General features: G+C 50.1%; 21 protein-coding genes. 16 read left to right on the top strand and 5 right to left on the bottom strand.

Annotated features, from left to right (window positions below; translation table 11 throughout):
- Together B5F29_RS03675 and B5F29_RS03680 are read left to right on the top strand one after the other, a co-directional pair.
- Positions 1-846, top strand: a complete 846-nt coding sequence (locus B5F29_RS03675) for an N-acetyltransferase (RefSeq protein WP_087153315.1) — start codon at positions 1-3, stop codon at positions 844-846.
- 20 nt (positions 847-866) lie between these two features.
- Positions 867-1,469, top strand: coding sequence for a VOC family protein (locus tag B5F29_RS03680; RefSeq protein WP_330397516.1), 603 nt, complete (start codon positions 867-869; stop codon positions 1,467-1,469).
- Positions 1,470-1,534: 65 nt separating this feature from the next.
- Here B5F29_RS03680 and B5F29_RS03685 read toward each other — a convergent pair whose 3' ends face one another.
- On the bottom strand, positions 1,535-2,059 hold the full coding sequence (locus B5F29_RS03685; RefSeq protein ID WP_087153316.1) for a hypothetical protein: 525 nt from the start codon (positions 2,057-2,059) through the stop codon (positions 1,535-1,537).
- A gap of 200 nt (positions 2,060-2,259) precedes the next feature.
- On the opposite strand from B5F29_RS03685, the gene B5F29_RS03690 reads away from it, so the two are divergent.
- The 5 genes from B5F29_RS03690 to B5F29_RS03710 all read left to right on the top strand — a co-directional run bounded on the left by B5F29_RS03690 (position 2,260) and on the right by B5F29_RS03710 (position 6,755).
- Positions 2,260-2,814 (top strand): RNA polymerase sigma factor, encoded by a 555-nt coding sequence (locus tag B5F29_RS03690; RefSeq protein WP_087153317.1) that lies wholly within the window; start codon positions 2,260-2,262, stop codon positions 2,812-2,814.
- Positions 2,811-3,866: a DUF4179 domain-containing protein gene (locus B5F29_RS03695; protein ID WP_087153318.1), complete on the top strand. Its 1,056-nt coding sequence runs from the start codon at positions 2,811-2,813 to the stop codon at positions 3,864-3,866. The genes B5F29_RS03690 and B5F29_RS03695 overlap by 4 nt, the downstream gene beginning before the upstream one ends.
- Positions 3,867-3,956: 90 nt before the next feature.
- Complete coding sequence (locus B5F29_RS03700; RefSeq protein WP_087153319.1) at positions 3,957-5,003, top strand: helix-turn-helix transcriptional regulator; 1,047 nt, start codon at positions 3,957-3,959, stop codon at positions 5,001-5,003.
- Between the two features lie 204 nt (positions 5,004-5,207).
- The gene (locus B5F29_RS03705; RefSeq protein WP_143449116.1) at positions 5,208-5,930 is read left to right on the top strand and encodes a hypothetical protein; all 723 of its coding nucleotides are present in this window, start codon (positions 5,208-5,210) and stop codon (positions 5,928-5,930) included.
- Between the two features lie 204 nt (positions 5,931-6,134).
- Positions 6,135-6,755 carry a flavodoxin family protein gene (locus B5F29_RS03710; protein WP_087153321.1) on the top strand — a complete coding sequence of 207 codons (621 nt, stop codon included), beginning with the start codon at positions 6,135-6,137 and terminating at the stop codon, positions 6,753-6,755.
- Here B5F29_RS03710 and B5F29_RS03715 read toward each other — a convergent pair.
- The gene (locus B5F29_RS03715) at positions 6,745-7,677 is read right to left on the bottom strand and encodes an AraC family transcriptional regulator (protein ID WP_087153322.1); all 933 of its coding nucleotides are present in this window, start codon (positions 7,675-7,677) and stop codon (positions 6,745-6,747) included. The genes B5F29_RS03710 and B5F29_RS03715 overlap by 11 nt on opposite strands.
- Positions 7,678-7,799: 122 nt before the next feature.
- Here B5F29_RS03715 and B5F29_RS03720 point away from each other — a divergent pair, with 122 nt between their 5' ends.
- A complete protein-coding gene (locus B5F29_RS03720) occupies positions 7,800-9,017 on the top strand; it encodes an MFS transporter (RefSeq protein WP_087153323.1) in 1,218 nt (405 codons plus the stop codon).
- A gap of 105 nt (positions 9,018-9,122) precedes the next feature.
- Here the strand turns inward: B5F29_RS03720 and B5F29_RS03725 are convergent, their stop codons facing one another.
- Positions 9,123-9,542, bottom strand: coding sequence for a PPC domain-containing DNA-binding protein (locus tag B5F29_RS03725; protein ID WP_087153324.1), 420 nt, complete (start codon positions 9,540-9,542; stop codon positions 9,123-9,125).
- A gap of 189 nt (positions 9,543-9,731) precedes the next feature.
- Between B5F29_RS03725 and B5F29_RS03730 the strand changes: the two genes are divergently transcribed.
- Complete coding sequence (locus tag B5F29_RS03730) at positions 9,732-10,313, top strand: 50S ribosomal protein L25 (protein WP_087153325.1); 582 nt, start codon at positions 9,732-9,734, stop codon at positions 10,311-10,313.
- Between the two features lie 77 nt (positions 10,314-10,390).
- On the opposite strand, the gene B5F29_RS03735 is transcribed toward B5F29_RS03730, so the two are convergent.
- Positions 10,391-12,106: an ABC-ATPase domain-containing protein gene (locus B5F29_RS03735; RefSeq protein ID WP_087153326.1), complete on the bottom strand. Its 1,716-nt coding sequence runs from the start codon at positions 12,104-12,106 to the stop codon at positions 10,391-10,393.
- Positions 12,107-12,315: 209 nt separating this feature from the next.
- Here B5F29_RS03735 and ytvI point away from each other — a divergent pair, with 209 nt between their 5' ends.
- The 7 genes from ytvI to B5F29_RS03770 all read left to right on the top strand — a co-directional run bounded on the left by ytvI (position 12,316) and on the right by B5F29_RS03770 (position 19,004).
- Positions 12,316-13,389 carry a sporulation integral membrane protein YtvI gene (gene ytvI / locus B5F29_RS03740; protein ID WP_087153327.1) on the top strand — a complete coding sequence of 358 codons (1,074 nt, stop codon included), beginning with the start codon at positions 12,316-12,318 and terminating at the stop codon, positions 13,387-13,389.
- Between the two features lie 283 nt (positions 13,390-13,672).
- The gene (locus B5F29_RS03745; protein WP_087153328.1) at positions 13,673-13,942 is read left to right on the top strand and encodes a DUF6110 family protein; all 270 of its coding nucleotides are present in this window, start codon (positions 13,673-13,675) and stop codon (positions 13,940-13,942) included.
- A 1-nt stretch (position 13,943) separates the two neighbouring features.
- Positions 13,944-16,046, top strand: a complete 2,103-nt coding sequence (locus tag B5F29_RS03750) for a heavy metal translocating P-type ATPase (protein WP_087153329.1) — start codon at positions 13,944-13,946, stop codon at positions 16,044-16,046.
- Positions 16,047-16,112: 66 nt separating this feature from the next.
- Complete coding sequence (locus B5F29_RS03755; protein ID WP_162608356.1) at positions 16,113-16,490, top strand: heavy-metal-associated domain-containing protein; 378 nt, start codon at positions 16,113-16,115, stop codon at positions 16,488-16,490.
- Between the two features lie 239 nt (positions 16,491-16,729).
- The gene (locus tag B5F29_RS03760) at positions 16,730-18,019 is read left to right on the top strand and encodes a hemolysin family protein (RefSeq protein ID WP_087153331.1); all 1,290 of its coding nucleotides are present in this window, start codon (positions 16,730-16,732) and stop codon (positions 18,017-18,019) included.
- A gap of 186 nt (positions 18,020-18,205) precedes the next feature.
- Positions 18,206-18,502 (top strand): hypothetical protein, encoded by a 297-nt coding sequence (locus B5F29_RS03765; protein WP_143449117.1) that lies wholly within the window; start codon positions 18,206-18,208, stop codon positions 18,500-18,502.
- On the top strand, positions 18,492-19,004 hold the full coding sequence (locus tag B5F29_RS03770; protein WP_087153333.1) for a CarD family transcriptional regulator: 513 nt from the start codon (positions 18,492-18,494) through the stop codon (positions 19,002-19,004). Before B5F29_RS03765 ends, B5F29_RS03770 begins: the two co-directional genes overlap by 11 nt.
- Position 19,005: 1 nt before the next feature.
- Here B5F29_RS03770 and B5F29_RS03775 read toward each other — a convergent pair whose 3' ends face one another.
- Positions 19,006-20,184: an iron-containing alcohol dehydrogenase gene (locus B5F29_RS03775; protein ID WP_087153334.1), complete on the bottom strand. Its 1,179-nt coding sequence runs from the start codon at positions 20,182-20,184 to the stop codon at positions 19,006-19,008.
- Positions 20,185-20,192 lie beyond the last annotated feature (8 nt).

Genomic DNA, 20,192 nt, shown 5'->3' on the forward strand with positions numbered 1-20,192 from the left:
ATGTGTGCGGACTTTATAAATTTGACGGCGGGAAATCTGGCGGAAGAACATCTATGCTGCATTATCCGCAGCAGGAAGGCGCATCCGGGAGTGGAGACAAAACGCAGATGGCTTGCGGAGCGTTTGAAAGAAGGACACGTCTTCCGGAAGCTGGACGCAAAAGCCACTGTTTTTGTGGAGCATGCGCCGCTGGAAGCGGCCTGGGTTCCCATCGTGGGTGATAATTATATCTATATTTATTCCCGCGGGCAACGAGCCAAGCGGACATGCTCGCATGTCCATTTGGCGACTGCCGCGAGGGTCAAATACCCTGATGCTTGCATCGGGGTTTTTGACTGCCGGTGGGTGCTGGGAGATTATAAAGGAAAAGGCTATGGAAAGGCATTAATGGAATACTGCCTGAATGATGCCGAAAAGATGGGCAGATCCGGAGTGTGTATGCTGGGAGCAACAAAACAGAAAGCCTGGCTGTCGGATCAGTCGTTTGCGAAAAAATTCGGTTTTGAGACTGTTGACCGGACGGAAAATGGTTATGAACTGCTGGCGCGTTCCTTTGACGGGACCGTTCCTGCTTTTTCTCCGAACGCCAAAAAGATGAAAATAGAACAGGAGGAACTGACCATCTACTATGATCAGCAATGTCCGTATACTTATCAAAGCATCGAGTCTGTGAAACAGTATTGTGCATCAAACCATGTTCCGGTGTCGTTTTTCCTGGTGGATACACTTCAAAAGGCAAAAGAACTGCCTTGTGTATTCAACAACTGGGCGGTGTTTTATAAGGGTAGATTCGAGACGGTCAATCTTCTGGATGCAGCCGCATTGAAGAGAATATTAAAAAAATAGATCTGAAAAGGAAGAGATATATGAAATTTAAAAATCCTCTACTGGTTGTCAAAGACATGGACGCAAGCGTGGAGTTCTATAAGAACGTGCTCGGACTTCATAAGATCATGGATCTTGGAGCAAATGTTACGCTCACAGGGGGAGTCTGTCTGCAGACATTGGATACCTGGAAAGAATTTATCGGAACAGAAGAAATTATTTTCGGCGCCAGAGATACAGAACTCTATTTTGAAGAAGATGATTTCGATAAATTTTTAGAAAAACTGGAGTCATTGGACCTGGATTATGTCCATTCTGTCCGCGAACACAGCTGGGGACAGCGGGTCCTGCGCTTTTATGATCCGGACCGGCATGTGATTGAAGTAGGCGAGAACATGAAATCCGTCTGCAGGAAATTTCTGGATGGCGGCATGACCCCTGAGCAGGCGGCAGAACGCATGGGGGTGCCATTGAAATTTGTGAAGGGATGTATGCGCAAAAAAACTGGCAGGCCACTCATTGGATGTCAGCCGTATGGCGCCGGAGCAGCTAAATGCAGAGCTGGAGAAAGGATATGCGGATATCCAGGCGGAGCGTACCCGTCCGGCTTCAGAAGTGTTTGCCGATATCCGCAAGGAATTTAAATCATTAGCTTAAATCCCTGTAATTTGTCATAAAACAGAAAATAGCTATCGGTTAAAATCATGCATTAGGCATCCTGCCCGGATTTTCGACATTTTTTCATCCTGCAGAAAACGTAAACGGAACTTACCACATCCAGCACAAAGAAGAAGTGCAGGATGATATTTGCGATCATACATTTTCTGGAGACGACTCCGGAGGCTCCCGCGCGGACCAGAGCGCTCACTCCATAGGCGGAGGTGACTGCCATCAGGAGATAATTGGAAGCCGCCAATATCAGAACCAGTATTGGAGATGCAAAGATAAAAGCGGGTACGACCATGACAAGCAGAAGGAGCACACCGATCAGGGCGGTAATCAGGTAAAATGGGATATGGCACAGCTTAACGACCATATTCCAGAATGCCAACTGATAGAAGGCTCCTTCTTCGTGAAAACGGCAGACATAGATGATGTTCATAATATATATGACAGGTGTGGCCAGAATGCAGGCAATCCAGAGAAAAGGTGTGTGCTGCCCGGTGGGGATCAGGACGGTAAGGAAAGACAGATACGGCCATACAGCCAAAAGGATCGGATACTGTTTTTTCATTTTGAAATTCTCCTAAATATGGAAACATAAGAATGTTTCGGCCTGTGTACAATGGCAGCCGAAAAAAGATACGCCCTCCCGATAACGGAGGGTTTTTCTCTGTCTTCCTATATTAACATATCTGCCAGAGACAGGAAAGAAATCATCTGTAATTTTGCTGTCAAAATTCGTAGTATATAGTTAGAGAGGGGGCGGAATGAATGGAAGACCGGAAGATCGTGGAATTATTTTGGAATCGGTCAGAATACGCGATTGCAGAGCTGGCTGGAAAATACGGGGGTTTATGCCGGTCGTTGGCGAATAGAATCCTCCGGGACAGCCGGGATGTGGAGGAATGTGTAAATGACGCGTATCTGGCGGTCTGGCAGCGTATCCCGCCGGAGAGGCCTTCTCCGTTATCGGCTTACATATGCGGGATCACAAAGAATCTGGCGCTGAAAAAATATCATACGCTTGCCGCGCAGAAACGGAACTCCCGGTATGATATGGTGCTGGAAGAAATAAGCGAATGTCTGGTCTCGGAACATACGGTGGAGGACGAGGTGATGGCGGGGGAGATCTCTGCCTATGTCAATGTGTTCCTGGACAAACTCAAACGGAAAGACCGGGTGATTTTTATACAGCGTTATTGGTTCTGCCGGGAAATTCCGGAGATTGCAGAGAGTCTGGGAGTAACCCGCAATTATGTGAATGTCCGTTTGTTCCGGGTCAGAGACAGGCTGAAAAAATATCTGAAGGAGGAGGGATTGCTTTGAAAACACAGGAGTATGTGGAACTTGTGCTTTCCGGTATCGACGACAGGTATATAGCGGAAAGCGTGAAATACGTGAGCGATGGAAAGTGTTATCGGAAAATCTGGAAACGGCTGGGGACAGCTGCCGCCTGTCTGTGCGCGGCGTTTATACTGCTGATCTCTTCGCTGTCCATCGCTACAGCGGCGGGTTCTTCCTCTGCTTATGAGGCATTGTATACACTTTTTCCCGGTGCGGCGGAGTTTTTTTCGCCGGTCAATGAGTCCTGCGTGGACAATGGCATTGAGATGTGCGTAAAAGCGATCTATGTGCATGATGATTCTGCCGATATCTATATTTCCATGAAAGACCTGACCGGAGACCGGATCGATGAGACGACAGATCTCTTCGACAGCTATGAGATCCGCCCCTCTTATGATCAGATCGGAGGATGCCAGCGTGTGGGATATGACGCAGGAAATAAGGAGACGACATTCCTCATTTCCGTACGGCAGCCAGGAAACCGTATTGCAGGAAAAAAACTGACCTTTCGCGTTTCTGAATTCCTGAGCGGAAAACAGGAAGTGACCATGGAACTGCCCATGATTGAATTGGAGCATGCTCAGAAGGCGGCGGAAATATTGCTGCCGGAAGACATAGACGCGCGTATCAGAGGATGTTCCTTTGCGGCTTCCGGAGACGTGGATGAGGAGGATATTACGGGGTATCTGGCTCCTGACGCAGGAGTAAAGTTTTCTCCGGTGGATGGAGTGGAAGTGACGGCATATGGTTTTGTCGATGGGAAACTGCATATACAGACACACTATGAGAATATACGGGACTATGACAATCACGGAGAAATTTATCTGGTGAACCCGGACGGAGAGCGTATTTTATGCGCGGTTAAAGTCTCGTTTTGGGATGAGGAAGGTACGGGAAGTTATGACGAATTTATTTTTGATGCGGGAGAAGCGGATGACCTGTCCGGATATTCTGCGGAGGGATATTTCGTGACATGTGACGAACGCTGTGAGGGCAGCTGGAGCGTGACATTTCCCATAGAAAATTCCTATTAGTTAAAAAAATGTCCCGTAATTTAACATCCGTTCAGTACCCGGCCCCACATACATCTGTTACAATAATAAAAAACGAAGGGGGTGCGGAAGATGCAGATGAAAGATGTAATCCGTCAGAAGAGGCGGGAGTATGGACTTACCCAGGAACAGGTGGCGGACCGGCTTGGCGTGACTGCGCCGGCGGTGAATAAATGGGAGAGCGGAGCGACTTATCCGGATGTGTCTCTGCTGGCGCCGCTGGCACGGCTTTTGAGAACGGATCTGAATACACTTCTGTGTTTCCGGGAAGAGCTTACAAAAGAGGATGTCGCCGGGTATATATATGAGGTGACGAAGCTTGCCTGGACGGAAGGAGCGGGATCGGCCGGGGAGAGGATCAGAGAAATCGTGAAAGAATATCCTTCCAACGGAGAACTGCTGTATCAGATGGGCACTATGCTGAGAGGAATCTCCATCATAACAGCGAATACGGCGGAGGAGATCCGGGAGAACTCCGCATATGCGGCGGAGCTGTACAGGCAGGCTGCGGAGTGTGACGATGTGAGGGCTGCCGATTATGCCAGATATGCACTTGCCTCCATGTATATTCAGGAGGGGGAATATGAGAAGGCGCAGAACCTGATCGACTGCCTGCCGGAAGAGAATGCCATGGACAAGCGTCAGCTGCAGATTTCCATATTGATGAAACAGAAGGAATACAAAGAAGCGGCAAGGCTCCTGGAACAGAGCATAAGCGCTTCCCTTCAGAAGGCAAATCTTCAGCTGAATCTGCTTGCCGATGCGGCAGTAAAAGAGGGAGATACGGACCGTGCCTGGAAGCTGGCTGAGTACAGCGGTAAGGTTATGGAAATCTATGGATGGGAGTATTTTACGCATATGACCGCCTTTACAGTCGCTGCGGGAGAAAAAGATGCGGACCGCAGTATAGAGCTCCTGAAGAAAATGCTGGAATCGCTGGAGGACGCGGAAGATATCCGAAAATCCATTTTATTTGTCCACGCTGAGATGAAAGACGGAGATACGTCTGCATGGAAACAAATGGGGAAAAACCTTCTTATGTCTATGGAAAGAGAAGAAGAATTCGCATTTCTGCGGGACAGAGACGATTTCAGAGAACTGGTAAGAAAATATTCTTAGAATTTCCCAGAACAATACATAATAGAAACTCTGAAACAGTGGAATCCTTCTTATATGGATATGCCGGTGAACCTGGAAGAGATTGTCAGAGCTTCGGTACAGACGGCTTCGAACTTCAGAAATTGTTCACTGGACAAGGCAGATATCTTTTGATAGAATATGGGGAACCTGACGGAAATATCCGCGGGGAAAGGAGAAAATATCATGAGATTGAAGAAGATCATGTGGATTCTGGGGTTGACCGCTGCACTGACATTTGTTGGGGGATGTTCGGGAAATACGGCCGAAGGGGATCAGCAGACACAGGAATCGGAAGAAGGACAGGAAGTGACGGACACGGTTCCGGATGAAGGAGCAGAGGCAGAGCCGGAAGCGGGGGCAGACACGTCCCCGGATGAAAGCGCCGGTCAGGAAGGGACGGTGAGCGAGGCTCCGGTCCGGATCTACGGTACGATCCAGGAAGTAGGAGAGGACACCATCACGGTGGACAACCAGTCGGGAAATTCTTATGAAGGAGAGATAATTCTGACGATTGATCCGGAGAGTACACTGATTGTTGACGGACAGACCGGCCTGCCCCTCACGCTTGCAGATATTGAAGGCGGCAGTTTTGAAGCATATCTGGGTTCGATAATGACCATGTCGATTCCGCCGCAGACCGTGCCGTATGTGGTGATTGCCAATGTCCCGGAGGACAGTGGGGCTCCATTGTATGTGGTAGCGGCAGCGGATGCAATGCTGGAAGATGGCGTATATACTCTGGAAGGAACGGATGGGAGTACCTGGGAGATCCCGGAGGATGTGGATATCCAGCCTTTCCGTACAAAAAATATTGTGACGGTGGGAGACATTACGGAAGGCAGAGGCTGCCTGATCTGGCAGGATGATCAGGGAAGCGTGACAAAAGTCGTATTGTTTGAAAACTGAAAGACCAGAGCGCAGGAAAGAACGGAAGGTCCCGGGGATACAGAAGCATGTACCCCGGGACCGCTTTTTCTTTGCATTGGGACGGGAGACTGGGCTGGCGCTGATACTGGCGGTGGCGTCTGCGTTCCTGCCGTTTGGGTGACGCTTGATTTCTGTGCAGGATAGGAATATGATAAGAATATGTCAGACGAAAGGAGAATGAAAATGAAGGTATTGATGCTGAATGGAAGCGCCCATCAGAAGGGCAATACATATCTTTCTCTTTTGGAAGTGGGAAAGACACTGGAGAAGGAAGGGATTGAGTACGAGATCTTCCAGATCGGAGGAGCGCCCGTCCGCGACTGCATCGGCTGCGGGAAATGTTCGGAAAAAGGATGCGTTTTTGATGATGACAAGGTCAATGAATTTGTAGCGAAAGCGAAAGAAGCGGATGGTTTCGTATTCGGTACACCGGTGTACTATGCGCATCCCAGCGGAAGAATCCTTTCCTTCCTGGACCGTGCATTTTACAGCAGCGGGCAGGCATTTGCATTTAAACCCGGAGCCGCGGTGGCGGTGGCCCGGAGAGGAGGAACGAGCGCATCCTTTGATGTGCTGAATAAATATTTTGGCATCAGCCGAATGCCTGTAGTGGGCTCCACTTACTGGAACCAGGTGCATGGGTGCGTGCCGGGGGAGGCTTCACTTGACACGGAAGGTCTTCAGACCATGCGCAATCTGGCCCACAACATGGCCTGGATGCTGAAATGTTTCGAGGCCGGAAAAGCAGCCGGCATCCCGCTTCCCGAGACTGAGCGGGGCGAGAGAATGAATTTTATCCGATAGGCGGAGAGCCTTCGGACGGAGCTTTCCGGTTTTGCCGGAGAGCTCCGTTTTTTCTGTATTCGGATGGAGTCATTCCGTATTCCTGCCGGAATTTCCGGCAGAAATATCCCACGTTATCCATGCCGGATTCCATTGCGATCGAGGAAACCGATGCGGTAGTGGAGAGCAGCTGTCCGGCGGCGCGGTTCAGCCGGTACTGAATCAGATAGGCCACAGGCGTCGTCCCGATTCCCGCATGGAAACAGTGCAGCGCTTCGCTTTTGCTGACAGATGCCGCGTTCGCGATCTCTTCCAGGGTGATCTTTGCGGCAAAGTGATCATGAATAAACTGCATCATGAGCTGCAGACGTGCCTGCTGCAGAGTGTTTCCGCGCGGTTCTTTCGGTGTCGGATTTATGCCCGCATTCTGAAAAAGGATGCGCCATAGCTGAAGAACATGCTGAAAAATTGTATATTCCTGCATCTCCGTCTGCTCCAGGGCCGCGTAAGTCTGATAGAGCATGCTCAATAGTTCCCGGTGCCAGGGCTCGGCCTGGCGGAGGACCAGATATTCGCAGGAGGATGCAGTTACGGGTTCCACATATTTTTCATAGATGAGACTGCCTCTGGGGGCGAGGAAATCCGGCGCGAATAAAATGTTCGGCATTTTCCCGTTTTCGTTGGATTCAAAACGGTGTATGACTCCGCTGTTGATGAAAATCCCTTCCCCGGGCCGGAGGGTGATCCGCTGCTGGCCGATCAGACAGTCGGCGCAGCCGGAAGATACGGACGCGAATTCCACCTCGTTGTGCCAGTGCCAGTCTTCCCAGTGATTTTCATAGAGGCTGAAATCGTCCAGATAATACTGAAAGGGGAACCGGCTGTCTCCATGTGTCTTTAATTCTCTGAGTGTTTCGTCCGTTTCAAGTCTTTTAAGCTCCATGATTGTATTCCCTTTCGTTCGACTGCCGATTTTGTGATATTATATAATAAATCTGTGATAAAATACAGCGATTTCTCCGATAAAACGTGATAAAATGCAAAAGTCATGTAAGGAGGAGAAAGATGAAGAATCCATATCAGAAAACAATTTATGCCTGTTTTACAGGCTATATCGTACAGGCGATTGTCAATAATTTCGCTCCGCTGCTGTTTGTCATGTTTCATGAGAACTATGGAATCCCGATGGAGAAGATTACGCTGCTGATCACATTTAATTTTGGACTTCAGCTCCTGGTGGATCTGTTGTCGGTGGGATTTGTGGACCGGATCGGATATCGGGCGTCCATGGTGCTGGCACATGTGCTGGCTGCGGCGGGACTGCTGTCGATGACGGTTCTTCCCGGCATATTCGGGGATCCTTTCACGGGACTTCTGGTATCTGTGATCATCTATGCCGTGGGAGGAGGACTTCTGGAAGTTCTGGTAAGCCCCGTGATGGAATCCTGTCCGTCGGACAATAAAGAGAAAGCGATGAGTCTTCTTCATTCGTTTTACTGTTGGGGGCACGTGGGCGTCGTACTGATTTCCACCGTATTTTTCCGCGCTGTGGGGATCGGATACTGGCCGGTTCTGGCCGGCATATGGGCGCTGATTCCGCTGATAAATGCGGCAGTCTTTACAAAAGTGCCGATCGCGCCTCTGATGGAGGAGGGAGAAAAAGGCATTCCCTTAAGACAGCTGGTTTCCATGAAAATGTTCTGGGGCCTGCTGATCATGATGGTCTGCGCAGGTGCCAGTGAACAGGCAGTCAGCCAGTGGGCATCTTCTCTGGCAGAGAGCAGCCTCGGACTCAGTAAAACTGCCGGTGATCTGGCGGGGCCGATGATGTTCGCGGTTATGATGGGACTCGGAAGGGCATTTTACGGAAAGAAAGGCGATCAGATCAACCTGGAACATTTCATGAAATGGAGCGGGATGCTTTGCATTATCTCATATTTATTGATTGCTTTCAGCCCGATAGCGTCTCTGGGACTGGCGGGATGCGCGCTCTGCGGCCTGTCGGTAGGCATCATGTGGCCCGGGACATTCAGTATCGCATCCGCCGCTATGAAACGCGGCGGCACAGCCCTGTTTGCCCTGCTGGCGCTGGGAGGAGATGTGGGATGTTCCCTTGGGCCTACAGTGGCAGGCCAGGTGTCCGGATGGCTGGGCGACGATCTGCGGGCAGGTATCCTGGCGGCGATCATTTTCCCGGTGATGCTTCTGGCGGCTTTGACGGTAAAGGGAAGCGTAGACAAAGCAAGAGCTCACAGAGTCGTTACAGACGAGGCGGCCTTCTAGGGTCCGCAGTGAGATGAGTCAAAAACTCCGATGCAAGCATGTCCGCTTGGCTCAGTGCTCATTGGAATAAAAGGAGGGCTTGCCGGGATCCGGCAGCCCTCCTTCTCAGAACCGGAACAGATTCAATCCGATCTCTTCGTCGTAATATCTGTCCACAGTGCCGTCAATGACTGTGATTACCATCTCGCAGGTGGCGCTGACAAACGCCTGATTCAGATGCCCTCCGAAAACTTCTCCTTTTTCGTTCCCTGCACTCATATGCAGATGGCAGTAGAATTCTCCGTTCATGGTGTTAATAGTCCCGGAAAGGGAGACGATCTCATAACTGCCTTCAAATTCATTAGCCAGATATGTTTTCTCATTTGTCTTAAATACACCTACAGTGAATCTGTTAATAGCGCCCAGTGCCTGAACGGACGCCAGCCGGATTTTTTCTTTCAGGGCGATTTCCTTGACCTGCTCCAGGATTTCTTCACCCCTGTCGATCCTTGCGATAATTGTATTTTCAAATCTTTTATATTCCATGTGCAATACCTCCGGTTTTTTATTATACGGAATAAAATTGAAAATTACAAGCTATTCCATGGAATAAATAAAAAATGCACAAAAACACAGACAAAAAAACTGAATATTTGGCAATCTTATTTTTGATATAAGTGTTATAGTGTGAATGTAACAAAAAGAACCATATTTAGTTTTTGGAGGAAAAGATAAATGACTACTTTAAAGGCTGAAAAAAGAAGCAAAGACGTTAAAGCAAAGAGATTAAGAAGAGAAGGTTATGTGACCGGCAATATTTTCGGCAGAGAGATGAAAGAATCTGTCATGGTTAAGATGAACAAGAAAGAACTGGAGCGGGCGTTGAAGACCAGCGGAAAAGGAAGTAAAATCCTTCTGGAAGTGGAAGGGAAATCCTACAATGTACTGATCAAAGAGATTGATTATGATTCGCTGAAGAAACAGATCAATGAGATTGATTTTCAGGAACTGGTAAGCGGGGAAAAAGTCCATTCTACGGCGAAAGTGATTCCGCTGAATCACGAAAATGTTGTGGACGGAGCGTTCCAGCTGCTTTTGGAAGAGATCGCATATAAAGCATATCCGGATGCGCTGGTGGAAAAAGTGGAATTCGATGCCGGCAGCATGCATGCGGGTGATTCTATAAAAGTAAAGGATCTGGATATCGCGAAGGACCAAGAGGTAGAGTTGATTACAGATCCGGAAGCAACAGTGGCTGTCGTTTCAGAACTGAAGAACGCGGCGGCAGAAGAACAGGAAGAAGGAACCGAACAGTAAATATACCGGATAAGGGTGACAGGGAACAAGGTCGCAGAGACGCTGTTCCCTGTCTTTTGCTTTTCGGGGATCAGATGCTATTTTTCTGTTCTGGATTCTATCGCAAGTCTCCGGTAGCGGTTTGCGCAGGCCAGGATCTCCTGGCGTCTGGGCCGTGCCAGGGAGGAGCGCACATCTCCGCGTTCAAAGAGAGCTTCCAGCCCTTTGCTGTCCAGAAGCGCTTCCACCTGATCAGCAGCCCGGGTCAGGTCTTTTTTTCCGTCAAAAACCTGGAGTTCCATGTATTTCAGCAGATAGGCAAGAGCCATAGTCTGTTCGCTGTCGCGGAGCTGCTCCAGGTACCGCAGTTCTACAGCTTCATGTCCCAGAAAAAGTTCACTGGTGCCCATCGCCTTTAACTTCAGGCGGTCATCCTTCCGGAGCGCCGGATCAGGCCGCGGGCAGCGCTGACAAGTATATGGCGGGAACTTTTCCTGCTCGGAAGAAAAAACAGGAAAGGCGGCAGCGGCTTTTTTGGCTTTTTCTGTGATGTCCAGAGGGGTATATTCTTTCATCTGCACAATGGTGTCCGCTACATGGAAATAAGAACCGGAACTGCCGGCTACAATAATGGAGGAGATTCCAAAATCCTCATAAAGACTTCGCACCCGTTCGATAAAAGGGATAATGGGCTCTTCTTCCGGAGAGACTACCTGCTGCATCAGTTTGTCGCGGATCATGAAATTAGTGGCAGAGGTATCTTCGTCGATCAGCAGCAGAGTACTGCCGCTTTCCATACTTTCCATCAGATTGGCCGCCTGGGAGGTGCTGCCGCTGGCGTCTTCCGTGGAAAAACAGCGGGTATCCCTGCGGTTGGGCAGATGACGGATGAACGGGGAGATATCTACGCCGGTGATACTGCGGCCGTCCTCGGACCGGAGTTTCCACGCGCTCTGATCCGCGATGACCAGTTCCCGGCCATCGCCGCCGATATGATTATACACTGCGCTCTGCAGCGCCTGCAGTACGGTGGATTTTCCATGATATCCGCCGCCCACGAACAAGGTGATACCTCTGCGAATCCCCATGCCGGAGACGGCGCCTCTGTGAGGAAGCTGTAAAGTGACTTTCATAGAATCCGGGGATTTGAAAGGCACTGCGTCCTTCATGGGGCGGTCGGAAACGCCGCTTTGTCTGGGAAGGACAGACCCGTCGGCAAGAAATGCGCAAAGTCCCAGCTTGGGCAGCTGACTGCGGATATATTCCTGGTCTTCACAGAGATCGATAGCCGCCTGCACGCGTTTCTGGTCGATTCTGCGGTAATAAAGACTGCCCGTAACGCAGCCGGGAAGAATGTCGAAGAGCATTGTTTCCAGCTCCCCCGCGCAGATGGTACGGCCGCGGGCAGGAAATCCTGCTTCAAAACGCAGGATGATGTTCCCGTCTTTGATCCGGCAGGCAGTGCGTTCCAGTACTTCCTGGCCGCAGTGCGATACGGCTAGAAGACCGCTTTTTCCCGAACCTCTTCCCCTGGTCTCGGCAGATGCCAGACGTGCGGCAAACAGACGGGTCAAATGATCCTGCAGAGTGATTCTTTTGGCATAGGTATCGTATAATGCAGGAGGAAAAGCGGCCCTCTCGGAGGAGATCAGGACGGACAGCCGGGACGGTGAAGCGAACGGGTCTCCCTGTACATGGTCGATGGAAAGGACATAACCGCCAAAGTCATACTGTCCTTTTAAATCCTTGTAGGCGGGATAGCCGCGGTGATCGATGGATCTTAACTTTATCTTCAGGTCTTCGGATGATTTCATAAATACAAGAGCGCTCCTTTTGTTGATTTTCCTTCTATTTTAAGCCGGAAAGACCGGAAGGTCAACAATACCGGGAAAAACTTAAAATTTTCTAAAGGAGTGCTAAGAAGCCTAATTGGGACTTGACGCTTTCTTTAAGAAAGGTTAGATTGTTGTTAGTGGGAGTTTGCCGGAACATGGCGAATGGTGTTGAAATTTGGAGGCGTAGAATGAACATTGAAACTCAGAAACGGTTTCTGATCCGGATTGGATTTTGGGCAGTAGTGATACTGCTTGTGATATTGTGCCTAAAATATGTGCTGCCATTTTTGCTTCCGTTTGTGGTAGCGTTTCTCATAGCCGCTCTTCTGAACAGGCCTATTATGTTCCTGGCGGAAAAGCTGAATGGGAAGCGGGTAGTGCCTGCTATATTGATGACGCTGCTGTTTTATGTGGCAGCGGCGGCGCTGTTCAGCTTTCTGGGTCTTCGGGTGTTTATGTTTGTATGGGAAACCGTACGCGCGCTGCCGCAGCTTTACAGGAATACTCTTGAGCCGGCACTGGAAACTATGTTCAGCAGCCTTGAGGTTTATCTGGATGAACTGGATCCGGCGGTAGTGACTGCGCTGACGGATAATATGAATTCGGCGCTTGGTTCGTTGGGAAGCTTTGTGACGAATGCGTCGGTGCGCATCATTTCCTATATTTCCGGTGTCGCAGCTGCGGTTCCGGGATCTTTCCTGAATGTGATTATCACGATTATTGTCACTTTCTTTCTGGCGATCGACTATCCGAAAGCGACCGGATTTATTCTGCGCCAGCTTCCGGAAAAAGCGGATTTTTACATCGGCGAGGTAAGAGACTATGTGGGAGGAACCTTGCTGAAATGTCTGGCGTCCTACGCATTGATTCTCTGTATCACATTTTTGGAAATTTCCGTGGGCCTGACGGTTCTGCAGGTACCGAATGCGATTCTGATCGCGCTGTGCATTGCGGTCTTTGATATCCTCCCGGTTCTGGGCACCGGAGGCATCATGATCCCCTGGGCAATTATCAGCCTGATCATGAGAAAATGGGTACTGGGATTCGGGCTTCTGGCACTGTACCTGATCATTACGGTGATCCGGAATATCATCGAACCGAAGATCGTGGGGCATCAGGTAGGGCTGCATCCGGTGGTGACGCTGCTCAGTATGCTGGCGGGACTTCAGTTATTTGGGATCATCGGACTGTTTGGGTTCCCGATCACTTTGTCTCTGCTGAAAAATCTCAATGACCGAGGGGTAATTCATATCCTGAAATAATTCTGAAAACAAAAAACCCGTGTGTTTTGTGCGACAATGCAGGAACACACGGGCTTTTTGTGCGTAAATGAGAAAATATTTCGATAAAGAGTGTTGGAATTGACTAACCCCGGATATCTTTGTTAGTCTTTAAATGCAGGTAAAAAATATGTAAACTGCGACTTTACAGAGAGGCTGGTGCATCGTATGAAAAAACACAGATTTTGGGCATGGGCCATGATATTCTGCCTTTTCATGGTCATGTATACAGGCTACAAACATAAGTAGGAGGAGGAATCAAAAGATGTTGAAATGTTTACAGTGTCTGGATTTTAAGAAGATTGGTATTTTTGCGGGAGGCGTACTGTTCGGGACTGCCGGAATCAAGATTCTGGCAAGTCAGGACGCCAAGAAATTTTATGTAAATTGTGTGGCTGCCGGTTTGCGCGCGAAAGAGTGCGTGATGACCACTGCCGCATCCGTTCAGGAGAACGCCGACGATATCCTTGCCGAGGCCCAGGAGATCAATCGTCAGAGAGCGGAAGAAGTCGTGGAGGACGAATCAGAAGAGTAAGATGAAATTTGTGATCAAACATGAGATCCGGGGACGGATACGTGTCCGCCTGTGTCTGGGACAGCTGACCGTCCCCCAGGCGGATCTTTTTTATTACTATTTATGCAGCTGCCCGTGTGTGCGGGAGGCGAAGGTCTATGAGAGAACCGCAGGCGCGGCTGTGGTGTATGAAGGCGACCGGGAAAAAGTTCTGGAATATATCAGCCGGTTTTCGTTGGAAGACGAATCGCTGAAGGCGCTGGTGCCAAAGAACAGCGGCCGGGCATTGAACCAGGAATATAAGGAGAAACTGATCCAGAAAGTGAGCGTCCGCGTTTTAACGAAGTTCTTTCTGCCTTCCTGGGCCAGAGCCATTTATACGACTCTGCAGGCGGTGAAATATATCGCGAAAGGAATCCGGTGCCTGGCGAAGGGCAGACTGGAAGTGGAAGTGCTGGACGCGACGGCCGTGACGGTGTCCATAGCCAGACTGGACTTTAATACGGCAGGATCTATTATGTTTCTGCTGGGGGTCGGAGAACTTCTGGAAGAATGGACGCATAAGAAGTCGGTGGGCGATCTGGCAAGAAGCATGTCTTTGCACATCGAGAAAGTGTGGCTGTATGCGGAAGGTCAGGAAGTCCTGGTTCCGATCGACCAGATCCGGGAAGGAGACCTGGTGTCCGCACGCGTGGGCAGTATGATCCCTCTGGACGGAATCGTCGAAGATGGAGAAGCTATGGTAAACCAGGCTTCCATGACAGGGGAGTCCATTCCGGTCAGGAAGGAAAAAGAGTCTTATGTGTATGCAGGTACCGCAGTGGAAGAAGGCGCTCTGCTGATCCGCGTGAAGAAGGCCGCAGGCTCCACCCGGTTTGAGCGGATCGTAAGCATGATCGAGGAATCAGAAAAGCTGAAATCCTCACTGGAAGGAAAAGCGGAGAACCTTGCGGATGCGCTGGTGCCCTGGAGCCTGGGAGGAACGGCACTTATCTGGCTTCTGACCGGGAATACCACAAAAGCGCTATCGATCCTGATGGTGGATTTTTCGTGCGCTCTGAAGCTGTCTATGCCGCTGGCGGTACTTTCCGCCATGCGTGAGGCCGGAAATTATCAGATCACGGTCAAAGGAGGCATGTTCCTGGAGACCATGGCGGAGGCGGATACGGTTGTATTTGACAAGACCGGCACGCTCACGAAAGCCAGACCTACTGTGGCGAAAATAGTGGCTTTTGAAGGCCGTGATCCGGAGGAGATGCTGCGGATCGCCGCCTGCCTGGAAGAGCATTTTCCTCACTCCATTGCCAACGCGGTGATTCAGGAATCTATGCGGCGCGGCCTGGTGCATGAGGAAATGCACTCCAAGGTGGATTATATCGTGGCGCATGGGATAGCTACTTATATAGGAGATGAAAGAGTCATTATCGGAAGCTATCATTTTGTGTTCGAGGATGAAAAGTGCGCAGTGCCGGAAGGAGAAGAAGGACGGTTCCAGGAGCTGCCGGAAGAATATTCCCATCTGTTTCTGGCGATAGGCGGACGCCTGGCTGCCGTGATCTGCATCGAGGATCCATTGCGTGAGGAAGCGCCGGAGGTGATCGCCGACCTGAAAAAACTGGGAATCTCCAAGATTGTGATGATGACCGGAGATGGGGAACGAACTGCCAGGGCCGTCGCTGCCAGAGTCGGTGTCGATGAGTATTACGCGGAGGTGCTGCCTGAGGATAAAGCCGGATTTGTGGAGGCGGAGAAGAAAAAAGGACGGAAAGTAGTGATGGTGGGAGACGGTATTAACGACTCTCCGGCTTTGTCTGCCGCGGATGTGGGCATTGCCATCAGTGAGGGGGCGGAGATCGCCCGGGAGATCGCGGACATCACTATCTCAGAAGACGCGCTGCACCAGCTGGTTACACTGAAAGCGATCAGCAATGCGCTTCTGAAAAGAGTGCAGTTTAATTACCGGTTTGTGATAGGTTTTAATCTGGGATTGATCCTGCTGGGAGTGGGAGGGATCCTGACTCCGGCCGCCTCCGCGCTGCTGCATAACACCTCTACGCTTGCCATCAGTTTGAGAAGCATGACGAATCTGCTGAAAGATCCGGAAGAGGCTTGCCAGAAGTCCTGAAACCGTGCTATAGTAGAAATGAAATTAGGATACGCTAACTGAAACTGCAACAGGAGGATGAACGGTATGGCAAATGCAATTATTATAGTGGTATTGGTTCTGATCTGTGTATTTGCGGTCAGAAGTTACTGCAGGAAGCTGAAACAGGGCTGCTGCGGGGGAGGCGGAGATCAGGTCAGAAAGACGGGACCGGAGGACCGCGACCTGTCCCATTATCCCTATACGTATCAGATCGGGATTGACGGCATGACCTGCAGGAACTGTGAGGCGCGTATGGAAAACGCCCTGAACCGCCAGAACGGATATTTTGCCGAAGTAAGCCTGAAAAAGAAAAGCGCAGTTCTTCATACCAAACAGCCGGTAACCCGGGATGACATACGGGTTCTGGTGGCAAAAACCGGTTATACATTGACCAGCATGTCGGAGTCCGGAAAAAACGGTTGATATTTCCGCGGGAATGTGATATGATTGCCCCCATAGATATCTGAGAAGGAAGGACAGGTGAAAATCATGGAGAGCGACGCCGACGGCGATCAAGATACACATAATTGCACGGAGACGGCACTGCTTCATGCAGTCATATGAATAGAGAAAGGTATAGTCTGCAGACGTTTAAGACGAACAGGCTATACCTTTTTGTGTATTTTTAAGAAAATTGGCAATGATTAGAAGGAGAGGAATGTATGCAGGCCATAGTACTATTGATTATACTGATATTTTTAAATGCGGTGTTCGCCAGCGCGGAGATCGCCGTATTGTCCATGAGCGAGACGAAGCTGAAAAAGCTGGTGGGTGAAGGGGACAGACGTGCGCTGAAACTGAATAACCTGATCGAGCAGCCGGCCAGATTTCTCGCCACGATTCAGGTGGCGATCACGCTGGCAGGATTTTTACAGAGTGCGTTCGCGGCGGATACTTTCGCTGATCCGCTGGTGACGGTGCTGCTGGAGGCAGGGGTTCCGGTTCCGGCAAATGTGCTCAGATCCGCGGCCATTGTTTTGATCACAATCATATTGTCCTATTTTACACTGGTATTTGGAGAACTGGTGCCGAAGCGCCTGGCTATGAAAAAGACGGAGCAGATGGCGCTGGGGATGGCCGGGCTGCTGTATTTTGTCGCGAAGGTATTTGCGCCTCTGGTATGGCTTCTGACTGTGTCCACAAATCTGGTCCTGCGTCTCATGGGGATCAGCCCTGAGGAAGAAGAGGATCAGGTAACAGAAGAGGAGATCCGCATGCTTTTGATGGAGGGGAGCGAGCAGGGAAATATTCAGTTGGAAGAGACGCAGATGATCCGCAATGTGTTCGAGTTTGATGATATTCCGGTGGACGAGATCTGTACTCACCGCCGGGAGGCAGTGATGCTTTATCTGGAAGATACGCCGGAGGAGTGGGAGGAAGTGATCCGCAATCATCGTTATACTCATTATCCGGTGGTCGGCGAGAGCCAGGACGACATTGTGGGAGTTCTGGATACGAAAGATTATTTCCGGACAGACGACAGAAGCAGAGAAAATATCATGAAACGATGCGTGGAAGAGCCGTATCTGATTCCGGAGAGTATGAAGGCAAATGTGCTCCTGCGGCAAATGAAGGAAAAGAAGGTCTATTTTGCAATTCTGATCGACGAATACGGAGGGATGAGCGGTGTTATTACAGACCACGATCTGATTGAAGCTCTGGTGGGAGATCTGAATGACGCAGAGGAACCGGAACGGCCGGAAGATATCCGCAAGCTGGGTGAAGACTGCTGGAAGATTCAGGGGAGCGCAAGTCTGGATGAAGTGGAAGAGACAGTAGGAGTCAAGCTGCCAACGGATACCTTTGATACTTTCAGCGGGTACATCTGGGGGCTGGCGGGCAGAGTGCCGGACGATGGAGAACGCTTTGTCTGGGAGACAGACGAATTGGAGATCCGCGTCCTGAGTGTGGAAAATCATGTGATTAAAGAAGCAATTGTGCGAAAAAAGTAAATATTTTCGATTACCCCCTTACAAAATGTGGAAGAATTTGTTATGATAAATATATATTAGCAGAGAAAACACATGGGGAAGGTTGAATTGCTGGATAATAGAGAAATACAAAAGAACCGGTCGCTCATTGTAGCCTGTCTGGTTCTTTTTCTGTTTCTGAAGATTCCGGCGAAAAGGGGGATTTCGATGTTTGCAATAGGGGAAGAAAAAACAAGGGTTGTCAGGGGAAAAGTCAGCATGCCGGTGCAGTATAAGCTGCGAAAGAAAAACATTCAGGGGATCTGGGTGGGAAAACATCTGCTTTATATCTCAGATGAAACACCGCCTTTGAGGTCAAAAGGCAGCGGGACGATTTTTGATGTTCATATAGACACAAATAATTGCCTTCATGTGCCGGAACGCTATGAGGGATTCAAAACGACGATCAGAGGTTGTATCAGTACTATAGAACTTGTATTTGAGGAGGCAAAAAATGAGGTTTGAAAAAGGCGAATACATCATGTACGGACACAACGGTATCTGCCGGGTGGAAGATATTATACACCCGGATATCCCCGGCGCGGATAAAGGGAGGCTGTATTATGTGCTGGTGCCTCTGGCGGTAAAAGGAAACCGTATTTATTTCCCGATTGATAAGGAGAACGTCAATGCCCGGCGTTTGATATCCGAGAGTGAAGCGTGGAATTTCCTGGATGAGATACAGGATATTCAGGAACTGAAGGTAGATAATGAAAAGCTGAGGGAAGAGAGATATAAAGAGGCTTTGAATTCCGGAGACCGGAGGCAGTGGGTAGGGATTCTCAAGACTCTGTACCGGAGAAAACAGACGCGTCTTCGGCAGGGTAAAAAAGCCGCGTCTGTAGACGAGAGATATATGAAGATGGCGGAAGAGGCGCTGTACAGCGAGCTTGCTTTTGCTATGGGAAAAAGAAAAGAAGAGATGCTCCCGCTTATCCGGGAGCATCTCGGTAAGACAAAACCATGAATTATTGAGCCATGCGGTAGATCTTTTCGACATCTTCCGCATGGAGGACTTTGAATCCGCCTACTGTGCGATGCCCGAAAAAGACACATTTCTGTGCCATCTCACGGATCTGGTCATCTGTGGGATGTACGCCCAGTTCTGAGAGAGAGACCGGCATGTTGATGGAACGGAAGAAATCTTCCATAGCCCGGATGCCTGCCAGAGCGGTCTCCTCTGCCGTGCCGGAATCCGCAGGGACGCCCATCACATGGATGGCAAAATGCGCGAATTTCTCCGGCTCTTCCTGATAGACATAACGCGCCCAGCTGCCCCAGACAGCGGCCAGACCGGCGCCATGAGCCACATCGAACATACCGCCCAGCTCATGCTCGATCTGATGGGAGGCCCAGTCTCCGGCGGTTCCGCAGCCGGTAAGTCCATTGTGGGAGAGACTGCCTGCCCACATGATCTCCGCGCGGGCGTCATAGTTCTGCGGGTCTTCCATGAGAACATGCGCATTGTGCATCACCGTGCGCATTAAGGCCTCGCTGATGCTGTCGGTCAGCTCTGTGTGTTTCTCATGACTGAAATACCGCTCCATGGTATGCATCAGGATGTCCGTGCATCCGCAGGAGGTCTGGTAAGGCGGCAGAGAACAGGTCAGCTCCGGATTCATGATGGCGAAACGGCAGCGGCTGTAATCGCTGCTGTAGCCTCTCTTGAGCCAGCCGTCTTCATTGGTGATGACGGAGGAATCGCTCATCTCGCTTCCGGCGGCCGCGATGGTGGGGATGGCGCCGATGGGGATACATCCGGCAGCAGTGGCTTTTCTGTCATAGAAGAGCCACGGATCACAGTTATGATATAATCCGTAGCCGATGGCTTTGGCGGAATCGATGACGCTGCCGCCGCCCACGGCCAGAAGGAAATCCACGCCTTCTTTTTGGCAGAGTTCGATGCCTTCTTTAACCAGTCCAAGGCGGGGGTTGGGTACTACGCCGCCCAGCAATACGTAAGGCAGTCCGGCTTCTGTCAGAGAATCGCAGACCCGGTCCAGAAGACCGGATTTTTTTGCGCTGCCGCCGCCGTAGTGTACCAGCACTTTGGAAGCGCCGAAGGATCTGGCCAGTTCTCCGGCTCTTTTTTCCGTCCCTTTTCCGAAGACAACTTTTGTGGGCGTGTAGTATTCAAAATTCAGCATTGTCATAT

Origin of the sequence: Lachnoclostridium sp. An196, assembly GCF_002160135.1 — a bacterium.
GTDB lineage: Bacteria > Bacillota > Clostridia > Lachnospirales > Lachnospiraceae > Hominiventricola > Hominiventricola avistercoris.

Excerpts from the sequence above, each read along its gene's own strand:
- B5F29_RS03675 (WP_087153315.1), top strand. The coding sequence starts at position 1 with ATGTGTGCGGACTTTATAAATTTGACGGCGGGAAATCTGGCGGAAGAA.
- B5F29_RS03680 (WP_330397516.1), top strand. The coding sequence starts at position 867 with ATGAAATTTAAAAATCCTCTACTGGTTGTCAAAGACATGGACGCAAGC.
- B5F29_RS03685 (WP_087153316.1), bottom strand. The coding sequence starts at position 2,059 with ATGAAAAAACAGTATCCGATCCTTTTGGCTGTATGGCCGTATCTGTCT.
- B5F29_RS03690 (WP_087153317.1), top strand. The coding sequence starts at position 2,260 with ATGGAAGACCGGAAGATCGTGGAATTATTTTGGAATCGGTCAGAATAC.
- B5F29_RS03700 (WP_087153319.1), top strand. The coding sequence starts at position 3,957 with ATGCAGATGAAAGATGTAATCCGTCAGAAGAGGCGGGAGTATGGACTT.
- B5F29_RS03705 (WP_143449116.1), top strand. The coding sequence starts at position 5,208 with ATGAGATTGAAGAAGATCATGTGGATTCTGGGGTTGACCGCTGCACTG.
- B5F29_RS03710 (WP_087153321.1), top strand. The coding sequence starts at position 6,135 with ATGAAGGTATTGATGCTGAATGGAAGCGCCCATCAGAAGGGCAATACA.
- B5F29_RS03715 (WP_087153322.1), bottom strand. The coding sequence starts at position 7,677 with ATGGAGCTTAAAAGACTTGAAACGGACGAAACACTCAGAGAATTAAAG.
- B5F29_RS03720 (WP_087153323.1), top strand. The coding sequence starts at position 7,800 with ATGAAGAATCCATATCAGAAAACAATTTATGCCTGTTTTACAGGCTAT.
- B5F29_RS03725 (WP_087153324.1), bottom strand. The coding sequence starts at position 9,542 with ATGGAATATAAAAGATTTGAAAATACAATTATCGCAAGGATCGACAGG.
- B5F29_RS03730 (WP_087153325.1), top strand. The coding sequence starts at position 9,732 with ATGACTACTTTAAAGGCTGAAAAAAGAAGCAAAGACGTTAAAGCAAAG.
- B5F29_RS03735 (WP_087153326.1), bottom strand. The coding sequence starts at position 12,106 with ATGAAATCATCCGAAGACCTGAAGATAAAGTTAAGATCCATCGATCAC.
- ytvI (WP_087153327.1), top strand. The coding sequence starts at position 12,316 with ATGAACATTGAAACTCAGAAACGGTTTCTGATCCGGATTGGATTTTGG.
- B5F29_RS03745 (WP_087153328.1), top strand. The coding sequence starts at position 13,673 with ATGTTGAAATGTTTACAGTGTCTGGATTTTAAGAAGATTGGTATTTTT.
- B5F29_RS03750 (WP_087153329.1), top strand. The coding sequence starts at position 13,944 with ATGAAATTTGTGATCAAACATGAGATCCGGGGACGGATACGTGTCCGC.
- B5F29_RS03755 (WP_162608356.1), top strand. The coding sequence starts at position 16,113 with ATGGCAAATGCAATTATTATAGTGGTATTGGTTCTGATCTGTGTATTT.
- B5F29_RS03760 (WP_087153331.1), top strand. The coding sequence starts at position 16,730 with ATGCAGGCCATAGTACTATTGATTATACTGATATTTTTAAATGCGGTG.
- B5F29_RS03765 (WP_143449117.1), top strand. The coding sequence starts at position 18,206 with ATGTTTGCAATAGGGGAAGAAAAAACAAGGGTTGTCAGGGGAAAAGTC.
- B5F29_RS03770 (WP_087153333.1), top strand. The coding sequence starts at position 18,492 with ATGAGGTTTGAAAAAGGCGAATACATCATGTACGGACACAACGGTATC.
- B5F29_RS03775 (WP_087153334.1), bottom strand. The coding sequence starts at position 20,184 with ATGCTGAATTTTGAATACTACACGCCCACAAAAGTTGTCTTCGGAAAA.